Origin of the sequence: Xanthomonas hortorum pv. pelargonii (assembly GCF_024499015.1) — a bacterium.
GTDB lineage: Bacteria > Pseudomonadota > Gammaproteobacteria > Xanthomonadales > Xanthomonadaceae > Xanthomonas > Xanthomonas hortorum_B.
The window spans coordinates 745,466-757,938 of record NZ_CP098604.1; the positions used below are offsets into that span (position 1 = coordinate 745,466).

Here is a 12,473-nt window from a genome sequence, read left to right on the forward strand (position 1 = left end):
GAGAGTCGTATGTCTACCGTTACCATCCCGCCCTCCTCGCTGCCCGAAGAATCCTTCGCCACCCGGCTGGCCGAATCCGGCCTGCTGCCCGATGCCGCGCTACGCTACGGCATCCGCCGACTGTGCGCGCAGCGCTTGCGCGATGAGCGCGGCGACGGCGCCGATGCCAGCGGCGAACGTCAACGCGCGTTTATCGACAGCCTGCGTGCCAGTGCGATCGCGATCGAAACCGATGCCGCCAATCGCCAGCACTACGAGTTGCCGCCGCAGTTCTTCACCCTGTGCCTGGGGCGCCGGCTCAAATACAGCAGCTGCTATTGGGACGCGACCACGCCGGATCTGGATGCCGCCGAAGAACGCATGCTGGCGCTGTACGGCGAGCGTGCCGAGCTGACCGACGGCCAGCGCATTCTGGAACTGGGCTGCGGCTGGGGCTCGCTGACCGTGTGGATGGCCGAACGCTATCCCGGCGCCACCATCACCGCGGTGTCCAACTCACGCCCGCAGCGCGCGCATATTCTGGAACAGTGCCGCGTACGCGGCTTGAGCAACGTGCAGGTCATCACTGCCGACGTCAACGCGCTGGCGCTGCCGCCGGGCAATTTCGACCGTGTGGTGTCGGTGGAAATGTTCGAGCACATGCGCAATTACCGCGAGCTGCTGACGCGCGTCGGCAGCCGGCTGGCGCCGGGCGGCAAGCTGTTCGTGCATGTCTTCTGCCATCGCGATCTGGCCTACCCGTTCGAAGTGGCCGGCGAAGATAACTGGATGGGGCGGCACTTTTTCACCGGCGGGCTGATGCCGGCCACCGACACCTTGCTGCATTTCCAGCAGGATGTCGTGATCGAACAGCGTTGGGTGCTGTCGGGCGAGCATTACGAAAAGACCGCCAATGCCTGGCTGGAGAATCAGGACCGCCACCGCGAGCAGATCATGCCGCTGCTGAAGCAGACCTACGGCGACGATGCGCAGCGCTGGTGGCAGCGCTGGCGGATGTTCTGGCTGGCGTGTGCGGAGCTGTTCGGTTACGACCAGGGCCGCGAATGGGGCGTGGCGCACTATCGCTTCATCAAGCGTTGATCGAAGCAAGGCTGATCGACGCAGGAGCGCGCTTCAAGACGACATCGCGGCCAGCTGATGGCCGCGATGTGTCGGCTTCAATTCGGCTCTTCAACAACGCTGGCACGCAGATCAGCGCGTTGGCTGGCAATGCCAGCTCGGCACGCAAGCAGGTTTTCGCAACTGGCTGCTGAGGCAGCTGCAATGTTGCAGATCATAGGGTCGCAGCGCGCGATCGCTCGGCGATCCGCGCGCCGCCAGGCGACTCAGCCCGCCGCAGCGGTGATCACGATTTCCACCTTCCACTCCGGCCGCGCCAGTTTGGCTTCGACGGTGGCGCGTGCGGGCGTAAAGCCATGCGGCACCCACTCGTCCCAGGCCTTGTTCATGCCATCGAAATCGGCGATGTCGGCCAGGAAGATTTCCGCACGCAGGACCTTGGTCTTGTCGCTGGCCGCCTGCGCCAGCAATTTGTCGATTTCGCCCAGCACCTGGCGGGTCTGCCCGGTGATGTCTTCGCTGGTGTCCTCGGCAATCTGGCCGGCCAGATAGCACACGCCGCCATGCACGGCCATTTCGGACATCCGCGGACCTGTATCGAATCGCTGCACCATTTCAGACTTCCTACGGTTGATTGACCCGGGCATTGTCCCGCGAATGCGGCAAACATGCAGCCTGCGCACGTACGTCGCACGCCAGCCACCGCCCCACCAGCACCATCCAGGACACGATCGCCACGATGGCACTCTTCTGGCTGATGCCCGGCGGCGCGCTGGTGACGCTGACGTGGAACAACAACAGCGCAAATGCCACCAAGCCCAGACCGAATGCCGGCACGAGGTGCTGCCGCCACCAACGATCACGACGGAAATACCAGGATTGCAGCAATATCGCTGCAATTACGCACAGAAATGCGGTATTGGCCGACAACAGATGCACCATCGTCGCCACGTCGGGTGCGAGCACCGGCATCCAGCTGTCGCCGATCGCCACCGCGCTCAGACCTACTGCCGCCATGCAGAACAAGCCCACCACCGTGCGACTGCATGCGACCCGCGCCAGCGCCGCGTACAGGCCCAGCGCCAGCCACGCCATGGCTGCGGCCAGCAGGCAATAGGCGGTGCGCAGCAGCAAGCCGTAAGCGCCGTGCAGGTAGGCACTCAGTTGTGCATCGATCCAGTCCAGATCGCCGCGCAGCCATTGCAGCAACACCACCAGAGCGATGAAGGCCACGCCCGTCCCTGCGGTGATCGCACCGGCGTAACCGCTCCAGCGTGGCGGACATGGCCGCCGGGTTTGCGCAGCAGCGCGGTAATCGCATGCATTTCCCATCAACAGCCTGTCTCCCCTGCAACTGTCATCTGATCCATCCGGCTCCCCGACGGCACCTACGCGTGGCTTTGCCCTATGATGCGCGCGGCCGCCATGCGCGGACAAATATCGGTATGGCCGAACCTTAGCGTTCACTTCATTTCTGCATTGACGCGATCACGCTGCACGCACTTCAATCGACCGGCCCATGCAGACCCTCCGCGCGCGGCACATTCCGTGCATGCACCCTCTTTCCCTCAAGCAGATCCCGTTGCCCTCATGACGGATACCCCCGTGTCTTCCGAAACGCCCGCCAGCGGTTGGCGTCGCGCCCTGCCGGTGATCATCAGCCTGGCGATCCTGGCGATGGCGCTGCACGCGCTGTCCTCTCAGTTCACTGACCACGGCTATCGGCAGATCCGCCAGGCGTTCCGTGAACTGGGGGTCGGCCAGATCGCGCTCACCCTGCTGCTGGGCTTGAGCAGCTACGCCTGCCTGGTGGGCTTTGACTGGGTGGGGCTCAAGCGCACCGGCAAGCGCTTGCATCCGGCGCGGGTGGGCATCACCGCGTTCATGGCGCACGCGGTCGGGCAGACATTGGGCTTTGCTGCACTGACCGGCGGCGCGGTGCGCTTGCGCGGTTATGGCAGCGTGGGGCTGACCCTGGCCGAGATCGGCCAGGTAGTGCTGATGAGCACACTGGGCTTCATCTTCGGCGCCTGGGTGCTGCTTGGCCTGGCCTTGATGCTGGAACCGGAAGCGGCCGCACGCGCCCTGCCGATCGCTGCCGAAGGCATCCGCATTGCGGGCATCGCCCTGCTGGTCGGCTACGTGGCGATGCTGGTATTGGTCGGCAGACAGGGCCGCGAATTCGGCATCCGCAGCCATCGCTTCTGGCTGCCCGATCGCACCACGGTGCTGGGGGTGACCGCGCTGAGCGTGGTCGAACTGGGCCTGGCTGCGGCCGCGTTCTACGTGCTGCTGCCGCCGGATCCGGGCACCGGCTATTTCGGTTTTATCGGCATCTGGTTGGTGGCAGTGGTCGCCGGCCTGATCTCCACCGTGCCGGCCGGCCTGGGCGTGTTCGAGTGGAGCCTGCTCAAGCTGCTGCCACATGTCACCCCCGCCGCGGTGCTGGCCGCGGCGCTGGCCTACCGGGTCACCTACTACATCGTGCCGTTGCTGATCTCGGTGGCAATGGCGGCCGCTTCCGGCCTGGGTGCGCCAGTGCGCGCCAGTGCGAGCACCGCACGCACGGTGTGGAAGGCGTTTCGCCCGTGGCTGCCGCAGATTCTGGCCTTGGCGGTGTTTGCGGTGGGTGCGGCGCTGATGATCGACGGCACCTTGCCCACCCCGCGCGCGCGTCAGCAAGTGGCGCCGCTGCCGCTGATCGAAACCTCGCATCTGCTGGTCAGCCTGGGCGGCATGTTGTTGCTGCTGATCGGCCAAGGCCTGCAACGCCGCAGCCATGCGGCCTGGGCGCTGGCGCTGGGCGTGTGCGTGCTGCTGCCGCCGCTGTCGCTGTTGCGCGGCAGCCATATCTCGGTCTCGCTGTCGGCCGCATTGGCGGCGGTTGCGCTGTGGGCGGCACGCCGTGAGTTCTATCGCCAGGGCGCGCTGCTGGACGAAGCCTGGTCGTGGCGCTGGCTGAGCAATCTGGGCCTGGTGCTGGTGGCCACCTTCTGGCTGCTGTTTTTCGTCTACAGCCATGTCGAATACAGCAACGACCTGTGGTGGCAGTTCGCCACCTCGGCCAATGCCCCGCGTGCGCTGCGCGCGGCGCTGATCCTGTGCGTGGGCGTGATCGTGTTCGGCATGGCGCGCCTGCTGCGTGGCGGGCGCCGCCCGATGCCGGCCGCCGATGCGCAGACGCTGCAGACGCTGGCACCGATTCTGGCCATCAGCACCGACACCCAGGCCTGCCTGGCGTTGACCGGCGACAAGGCGTTTTTGCTCGATGAGCAGGGGCGTGGGTTTGTGATGATGCAGCGCTACGGCGGCTCGCTGATCTCGATGGGCGACCCGGTCGGCCCGCCGGAGGTTGCGCGCGCATTGATGTGGCGTTTCCGCGAAGAGGCCGACCACATGGGCCTGCGCCCGGTGTTCTACCAGGTCGGCGAAAAATACTGGCAGACCTACCTCGACATGGGGCTGACCCTGGTCAAGCTGGGCGAAGAGGCGATCGTGCCCCTGGAAGGCTTCACCCTGGAAGGCCGCGACCGTGCCGACCTGCGCCAGGCCTGGAACCGAGGCAAGCGCGGCGGCCTGACCTTCCGCATGCTGCAACCCGAGCAAGTGGAGGCGGTGCTGCCGCAGCTGGCCGAGGTGTCCGAGCAATGGCTGGAAGAAAAAGCCGGCGAAGAGAAAGGCTTTTCGTTGGGCAGCTTCGATGCGGAGTACCTGCGACGGTTTCCGGTAGCGGTGGCCGAGGCGGAAGGACAGATCATGGCCTTCGCCAACGTGTGGTGGGCGCCGGCCGGCGGCGAGCTGTCGGTGGATCTGATGCGCCACAGTGCGCAGGCGCCCAAGGGCACCATGGACTTCCTGTTTATCGAGCTGTTCCTGTGGGGCCAGGCCAATGGCTACACGCGCTTCTCGCTGGGCATGGCGCCACTGTCGGGCATGGCCGAGCATCGACTGGCCGGCCGCTGGAACCGTTTCGCCAGCCTGGTCGCGCGGCACGGCGAACGCTTCTACGGATTCAGCGGCTTGCGCCGCTTCAAGTCGAAGTTCGCGCCGACCTGGCGCCCGCGCTATCTGGTCGCGCCGGGCGGCATGCACTTGCCGGCGGCGTTGCTGGATGTGACTCGCTTGATCTCGGTGGATCCTGGCAGGCAGGAATAAGGTCGCGTGATGCCTGCGCCTTTGTGCGAAATGCTCGGTTTACTGAGGGGCGCTTGCGCGCGTACCGGCATGGGACACGCCGCAAGTACGTCCGTGTAGGCTCTTACGCGGCATCCATGCCGCGTAAGGTCCCATGCCGGCACGCGTGCAAGCACCTTCGGATATTGTCGGCGGCTGAAGGAAAAGCTGCGGATGGAAAGATGCCCCGCTAGCTCACGGCTTCGACAGCCCGTGCAACTGCTCCATGATCACCTTGGCCAAGGTGGCGTAATCGCCCTTGAAGTGATGATCGCCCGGCAGCGCAACCCGCTTGGCCGCCTGCGCCGGCAGGCTCGGGCAAAGCGCGTCCTCATCGTCCTGGCCGTAGATGCACACCGTGGTGCCGGCAGGCAGACGCTGCACTTCCGGCGCGATCGGCAGGCCATCGTCGTCCGAACCCAGCCAGTTGCTGACATGGAACTCGTAGTCCGCCAGCTTGCCCACCGACAACAGCGCCGTCATGCGGATGTTCCGCCTGGTCTGCGCCGGTAGCTTGTTGATCGCTGCCGGCAACACGTCTGCGCCTTGCGAAAAGCCGATCAGCACCACCCGCTGGCGCTGCCAACGCTGCGCATAGAAGCGCGCGATGCGGTCCAGATCGGTCGCGAAGCCTTGCGGCGTGCGTTCGGTCCAGAAGTAACGCAGCGAATCCAGGCCCACCACCGGAATGCCCTGCGCGGCCAGCGCGTCGGCCACTTCTTCATCCAGACCCGCCCAGCCACCATCACCGGAGACGAAGATCACAAAGGTGTCGTCGTCGCTGTCGCCGTCGGGTTTGGCCGGCACTTCCACCACTGGCAGATCGGCCAGCCCGCCCGGCGGCGGCGGCAGCGCCACGCCCTTCTGCTCGCCCAACGAGCGGGCGGCAGCGCGCAGGCCCGGCAAGATATCGCCCTGCGCGGAACGCGTGAACGTGCGCGCCTGCGGCACCTGCTTGAGGAAGCTATCTTCGGTCGCGGCCGGGCAACGCTTGTCCCGGCTGCCGGCCAGCACCCAGGGAATCTGCAGCGGCACCGGGAGCAGCGCGTTGCTGCCCGGACGCACGCCCGGCTGGCAGATCGCCTGGTCGGAGACCGCCGCCGGGCACAGCCCATCGGTGAGCACGCCGGCCAGCACATGCGGCTTGGCTTGTGCACCGATCGCATAAGCCAGTGCCGCTCCATCGCCGTCGCCGACCAGCAATGGCAGACGGTAGGTGGGGATGTGATAGAAGGCCTGCAGATAGCGGGAAAAGTTCTCCACATCGCCCACCGAGAACGCGCAGGTACCGCCGGCCTTGCGCAGCACCGCGTACAGATGCGCGGTGTCCACCATCGCCACCATCGCGCCATCGGCACGCAAGCTTTCTGCCTGCGCCTGGCGCTTGGCGGCATTGCCGGCACCGCTCAGCCAGATCACCACACGCTGCGGCTCGCCCTTGGGCATCAGCACCGGCACCTGCTCGAAACGGCCATGGCTCACCGGTTGCGGCGCCTGTGCGGCGACCGCGCCCGATAGCGCCAACACCGCCGCGCCGCAGAGCGCGCTCCAAATCTCAAGTCGTCGCATGTCGCACCATCGAAGGAAAAGTGATTCAAAGATAATCGTTCCAGGCTGCAGCGCGAAGCGCGACGCTTCGCTTACGGCGCACCCGCTTGCTGACGCGCTTCCCAGGCTGCCAGCGCCTGCCGGTAGCGCGCCAGTTCCTCGGCGTACAGATCATGCACGCACAACGGACAACCGCTTTCGCAGCACTCATTGGGCGCAGGCGGCTCGGGGGGTTGCGGGCGTGGATCGGTGGCGGAAACGGCGCTGTCGTGCATGCGCTATTGTAGCGTGCGCTGTTGCTGTGCCTGGATGAACCGCCAGGATCATCGGCACCGGATCAGCGACCCAGCCGCCGGCGAAGATTGGCCCGCGCAGCCGCATCACAGCGCGTATGGAAGTCATCGCTCAAGAAGATGCGCGGGCGCTTGAGCAGGCCGGCCAGAAAACGCCGGCGGTTGAGCCGGAACAGCACGCTTGGCACATGTCCGCGGTATTCGGCGGCAATGGCACGGTCGTACGCATCGAACACCGCTGCCGGTGCGGCGAGAATCGCCATGTCGCAATCCAGAAACAACGCCGCTTCGGCGTCCACGTCCTGCGGCTGCAGTTGCCCGTGACGTGCAGTCAGCAGAATCAGGCTTTGCACACGCTCCACATCCACCTGCGCCTGCGGCCACCAGCGCGGAATGCACTGCGCCGCCCAGTTGGCAGATTCCGCCTCGTTGTCGCTGCGCCCGGGCTGATACACCGCATCGTGAAACAACACCGCCAGCCAGACCTCGGCCGGCTGCTGCCAGCCCGGCCCGGCGGCGACTTCGGCGTAATGCTGCAGCAGCGCGCGCACATGGCCGAAGTGATGGTAGGCGCGCGGTGGCGTGGCATAGGCCTGTTCGAGCGCGGCCAGGTGCTCGGCCTGCAATGGCAGTGGTGTGGTGGCGTCCATGCACGCAGGCTACCGCGTGCGCGCCCGCCTGCACATCAGCGCAGCGACCAGCGGCCTTCGATCTGGTAACGCGATTGGCCGAGAAAGCTGCGCACCAGCGCGAACTCGCGCACCGTCCAGGCGAGCGTATCGCAGCGCCGCTGCGGCAACGCCTGATTGCAATACAGCAGCGTCATATGCGGCGTGTACTGCGCATCGCCGGCAATGCCCACATGCGCCAGTTGCCGACCCAGTGCGCCTTGCAATTCATACAACCCGCGCACTTGCTCTTCGCCGCGCAACACGCACGGCAACTGCGAACGCCGTCCACCGAAGGTGCCCACCCGATCGAACACCACGTCGAATGCATCCAGCGCCACGCGCTCGGCCGCCTGACTGGCGCGGCTCACCAACGACGGCGGCAAACCGCCTGCGTAATCGCCCAGATGATGCAAGGTCACATGCAGCCGTTCGCGCGCAAGCGGCTTGCCATCGACCTGACCGCTACCAAGCAACCCTTCGGCGATGGTTGCCGCATGCTCGGCAGTGCGCGCATCGGCCATCACCGCAAAAAACAGACGCTCGGTGGTCTTCTCTTCCCCCAGGCCCAGCGACAACTGCGCCTCGGCCGATGACAGGTACAGGAACTGCTGTTTCATGGGGTGAGTCCACGACCGCGCATGCGGGCCTGCCGGAGGAAGGGCGGCGGATACTAGCAGACCGGGCGGGTGTCTGACACACGCAAAAACGTGGCTGGCAACGTGGAACGCGCACGGTTGCGTGGAACAGAACACGTGCGCCGTATCTGCATGTGCGCCTGCATGCCCCACACAAAAAGAAACGGGCAGCTTGCGCTACCCGTTTCCGCCTTTATAGGTTTACTCCGCGAGCTGCATCACCTGGATGCACTGCGGTCACGCACGCAGCTTATGCGGCGCTTTTCATCGCGTGCTTGCGGTTACGCATCACGTCATGACATGCACGCACTTCCGGAAGCAGGCGCAGTGCGGCGTCGCGTGCAGCCGCCGGAGTATCCTGGTCGGCGATGGTTTCATCGAAGGCCTTCAACAGACGGTCTTCGGACTCTTCCAGCTCTGCCACGTAGCCATACTTGGTGTCGCCCAGCGTTGCACGGACCTTGCCGTAGAACTGCTGCATGCTGCCGACCATGGTGCCGCTGGTCTTCGGCTCGCCGCCGGCGGCTGCGACAACAGTGCTCAGGTTGCTGACGATGTCGGACTTGACGCCAGCGATGCGGCGGAACAGCGTCGCAAGTTCTACATCGTCGACCTTGGCTGCGGCTTCATCGTAGAAGTCCTTGCCGTCGCGGGAAATGGCGATGAGGTCGTTGAGGCTATGCTCGGTCTTGCTCTGAATGCTCATGTGTCGCTCCTTGTTGCGGTGGGCCAGCGCTGCGTCGTCTAGCAGATGCGGTCGCGCCGGCTTTGGGGATGAGGCAATCGATGCGTTGATTGCGCTGCCTTGACGTTGTGTACGGGCCCATAGTGGCGGCGCGCGCATAATCCGCATGTGAGTTATGGGGGTCGCTTCCTCACGCGGTCATGCAGGCAATGAATAGCGATTCATCGATGCCAACGCGAAGTCAAAACTCACTTGGGTTGCCGGCTCGCCCACATGTTGTCCACCAGATTGGGATACGGCCGCCCTGCTTCTTCCGCACGTTGTCTGGCCGCTGCTTTCTGCGCATCGCTTAGTGGCGTGGAGGCAGATTTACGCTTGGGATTGGGGCGCTTCCACGGCGGTGGAGTGAACTCGGTCATGGCACTGTTCGGTCCGCTTGTGTTCGAGCCTGCAGTCTCGGTGCGATGCCGTGAGTTGGCTGTGGATACGCGATGCGTCTGTGCTGCATCGCGTGACCGATTGCCGTTGAAGCCCCAGAAAAACGCGCTACCGAACGCGGCAATGCGGATCAGCTCGCCACCAACACACGTTGCCGACGCTCCTGCCACACCGCCAGCGCGTACACCAACAAACCGCCCAGCGCGGTTGCCGCACCCACATAGCCGGTGGACGTCCATCCCCAGCCTGCGGTGATCGCCATGCCCCCCAGCCATGGGCCCAATGCATTGGCAGTATTGAACGCCGCATGGTTGGATGCCGCCGCCAGGGTCTGCGCTTCGGCTGCCACATCCATCAAACGCGTCTGCAATGCGGGGGCCAACGCGCCCATGGTACCCACGGCCACGATGGAGACGAACACCCACAGGCCCGATTGCGCGGCCAACGGAAACGTCAGCATCACCACCACCGACCACACCAACAGTACCGGCACCGCGCGGAACTGCATACGATCGAACAGCCAGCCGCCCAGGATGCTGCCGAGCACACCACCGACACCGAACGCCACCATGGCCAGGGGAATCCGCGCCGGCTCCACGCCGGTGACGGCAGTCAAGGTCGGCGCCAGATAACTGAAGACGCAGAACATGCCGGAAAAACCCACCGCGCCGATTGCCAATGCCAGCCACACCTGCGGCTGATTGAACGCGCGCAGCTCGCGCAACGGCTGTTGACGTGGCTCGTCCGGCGCAGGCGGCAAGCGCGCTGCCACTGCGGCAACCGTGCACAGCGCAAGCACCGACACCGCCGCGTACGCCCACCGCCAGCTCACGATCTGGCCCAGCCAGGTCGCCAGCGGGTTGCCTACCAGCAAGGCGATGCTCAAGCCCATCAACACGCGGCCCACCGCAGTGGCGCGTTGATTGGGCGGGCTGATCGATGCGGCCACCAACGAGGCCACGCCGAAGTACGCACCATGCGGCAAACCGGCGATAAAGCGGCACAGCAACATCGTGTGATAGCTTGGCGCCAACGCACTGGCCAGGTTGCCCAACGCGTAAAACACCATCAACAGCAGCAACAAGGTGCGCCGTGGCCAGCGCGCGCCAAGAATCGCCAGCAACGGTGCCCCGACCACCACACCTAACGCATAGGCACTGATGATGTGACCGACCTGCGGCTCGCTGATCTGCAGCCCCTGCGCGATCTGTGTCATCAACCCCATGGTCGAGAATTCGCTGATGCCGATCGCAAAGCCGCCCATCGCCAACGCAAACAGGATCAGCACGTAATCGCGCCGCGAGACGGGCGGCGGTGAGAGATCGGTATCGGACATGCCCGACTCCAGAATGACGGGGCGGCTTATTATTGTGCAATGCAGCATCGAGCGAAAGGATGCCGCCTGCAGCGATTCAGCGCCGAGCCCCAACACGTCACAGTTCAGCGCCTTCCATTGCAATGAAAGACGCTGTGTCCTATCGGCATCGCTCGAATCCGCTTGGGTCCGCCACCATCGCTAGGGGGCACTCGCGATCGGCGCGGTGTCGCGCCTGGCGCGTGATCAACTTCAACTGGTTGCTGATGTCCAAATCCACTGAATCTCCGTTGTTCTCCCCGGTGCGCCTGGGCGCGCTGGATCTTGCCAACCGCGTGATCATGGCGCCGCTGACGCGCAACCGCGCCGTCGCCGGTCAGGTGCCCTCGCCGCTCGCCGCCGAGTATTACGGCCAGCGTGCCAGCGCCGGATTGATCGTGGCCGAAGGCACCCAGATCAGCCCGCTCGGTCAGGGTTATCTCGACACGCCCGGCATCCACAGCAAAGAACAAATCGAAGGCTGGCGGGCGGTCACCGAGGAAGTGCATCGCCGCGGCGGCAAGATCGTGTTGCAGCTGTGGCATGTGGGCCGCGTGTCGCATACCAGCGTGCTGCCGCCGGGCGAATCGCCGGTCGCGCCCAGCGCCATCCGCGCCGAAGGCAAGACCTTCACCAAGAATGGCTTTGAAGATGTGTCCGAGCCGCGCGCACTGGCGCTGGACGAAATCCCCGCCCTGATCGAGGACTACCGCATCGCCGCGCGCAACGCCATCGATGCGGGCTTTGACGGCGTGGAAGTGCATGCAGCCAACGGCTACCTGCTCGACCAGTTCCTGCGTGACGGTTCCAACCAGCGCACCGACGCGTACGGCGGCGATATCGAAAACCGCACTCGCCTGCTGGCCGAAGTAGTGCAGGCCATTGCCGACGAGATCGGCGCCGAGCGCACCGGTGTGCGCCTGTCGCCGGTCACACCGGTATACGGCATGCACGACTCCGATCCGCAGCCCTTGTTCGAGCGTGCGGTCGAGCGTCTCAACCTGATCGGCGGGCTGGCCTTCGTGCACGTGATCGAAGGTGCAACCGGCGGTCCGCGCGACAACGTGGCCTTCGACTACGCCGCGCTGCGCGCGAAGTTCGACGGTACCTGGATCGCCAACAACAGCTACGACAAGGCGCTGTCCGAAAAGGCCATCGACAGCGGCTATGCCGATGCGATCGCCTACGGCCGCCCCTACATCGCCAACCCGGATCTGGTGCGTCGCCTGCGCGAAAACGCCCCGCTGGCCGACTTCGACCAGGCCACCATGTACGGCGGCGGTGCCGAAGGCTATACCGACTACCCCGCATTGCCGAACTAAGCCCGGCTGGCACACCGGCTGCGCTCAGCATCAAGCGAGTGCAGTCGATGCTTCAGATCTGCCTGTACATGCGCGCACTGCGGTTCTGAGCAGATCGCCTGCCGACTGTTTCAGGTGAGCACAACACGCACCTCTTGCCCGATTGCCATCGCGATTGGGCGATCATTTTGCGTCTGCAAGTCACTCGTTGACCCAGCGCGCAAGGCCGAACGCTTATGCGTTGGTTGCGCCACAGGCTCGTTGGATACCCAACCGCGGACACATCGCGCCCATCGCAACGCCGGCACCTTCGCAT

Annotated in this window: 12 protein-coding genes; 3 read left to right on the plus strand and 9 right to left on the minus strand. The window is 65.1% G+C overall.

Annotated elements, in window-relative coordinates:
• Window positions 1-9 precede the first annotated feature (9 nt).
• Complete coding sequence (locus NDY25_RS03270) at window positions 10-1,080, plus strand: SAM-dependent methyltransferase (protein ID WP_256627767.1); 1,071 nt, start codon at window positions 10-12, stop codon at window positions 1,078-1,080.
• A 245-nt stretch (window positions 1,081-1,325) separates the two neighbouring features.
• Here the strand turns inward: NDY25_RS03270 and NDY25_RS03275 are convergent, their stop codons facing one another.
• Together NDY25_RS03275 and NDY25_RS03280 are read right to left on the minus strand one after the other, a co-directional pair.
• Window positions 1,326-1,673 (minus strand): RidA family protein, encoded by a 348-nt coding sequence (locus NDY25_RS03275; protein ID WP_168958361.1) that lies wholly within the window; start codon window positions 1,671-1,673, stop codon window positions 1,326-1,328.
• A gap of 10 nt (window positions 1,674-1,683) precedes the next feature.
• Window positions 1,684-2,391: a DUF998 domain-containing protein gene (locus NDY25_RS03280; protein ID WP_168958360.1), complete on the minus strand. Its 708-nt coding sequence runs from the start codon at window positions 2,389-2,391 to the stop codon at window positions 1,684-1,686.
• Between the two features lie 258 nt (window positions 2,392-2,649).
• Here NDY25_RS03280 and mprF point away from each other — a divergent pair, with 258 nt between their 5' ends.
• Entirely contained in the window at window positions 2,650-5,214 is a 2,565-nt protein-coding gene (gene mprF / locus NDY25_RS03285; RefSeq protein ID WP_168958359.1) for a bifunctional lysylphosphatidylglycerol flippase/synthetase MprF, read from the plus strand.
• A gap of 213 nt (window positions 5,215-5,427) precedes the next feature.
• On the opposite strand, the gene NDY25_RS03290 is transcribed toward mprF, so the two are convergent.
• The 7 genes from NDY25_RS03290 to NDY25_RS03320 form a co-directional block, all read right to left on the minus strand.
• On the minus strand, window positions 5,428-6,801 hold the full coding sequence (locus NDY25_RS03290) for a virulence factor (protein ID WP_168958358.1): 1,374 nt from the start codon (window positions 6,799-6,801) through the stop codon (window positions 5,428-5,430).
• Between the two features lie 71 nt (window positions 6,802-6,872).
• Window positions 6,873-7,055, minus strand: coding sequence for an oxidoreductase-like domain-containing protein (locus NDY25_RS03295; protein ID WP_023903301.1), 183 nt, complete (start codon window positions 7,053-7,055; stop codon window positions 6,873-6,875).
• 62 nt (window positions 7,056-7,117) lie between these two features.
• Window positions 7,118-7,723: an HD domain-containing protein gene (locus tag NDY25_RS03300; RefSeq protein WP_168958357.1), complete on the minus strand. Its 606-nt coding sequence runs from the start codon at window positions 7,721-7,723 to the stop codon at window positions 7,118-7,120.
• Between the two features lie 35 nt (window positions 7,724-7,758).
• Entirely contained in the window at window positions 7,759-8,361 is a 603-nt protein-coding gene (gene thpR, locus NDY25_RS03305) for an RNA 2',3'-cyclic phosphodiesterase (RefSeq protein ID WP_168958356.1), read from the minus strand.
• 268 nt (window positions 8,362-8,629) lie between these two features.
• The gene (locus NDY25_RS03310; RefSeq protein ID WP_168958355.1) at window positions 8,630-9,085 is read right to left on the minus strand and encodes a PA2169 family four-helix-bundle protein; all 456 of its coding nucleotides are present in this window, start codon (window positions 9,083-9,085) and stop codon (window positions 8,630-8,632) included.
• Window positions 9,086-9,312: 227 nt separating this feature from the next.
• A complete protein-coding gene (locus NDY25_RS03315) occupies window positions 9,313-9,483 on the minus strand; it encodes a hypothetical protein (protein ID WP_043908770.1) in 171 nt (56 codons plus the stop codon).
• Between the two features lie 149 nt (window positions 9,484-9,632).
• Window positions 9,633-10,838, minus strand: coding sequence for an MFS transporter (locus NDY25_RS03320; protein WP_168958354.1), 1,206 nt, complete (start codon window positions 10,836-10,838; stop codon window positions 9,633-9,635).
• Between the two features lie 221 nt (window positions 10,839-11,059).
• Here NDY25_RS03320 and NDY25_RS03325 point away from each other — a divergent pair, with 221 nt between their 5' ends.
• Window positions 11,060-12,178 (plus strand): alkene reductase, encoded by a 1,119-nt coding sequence (locus NDY25_RS03325; RefSeq protein ID WP_168958353.1) that lies wholly within the window; start codon window positions 11,060-11,062, stop codon window positions 12,176-12,178.
• The last annotated feature ends 295 nt before the right edge of the window (window positions 12,179-12,473 follow it).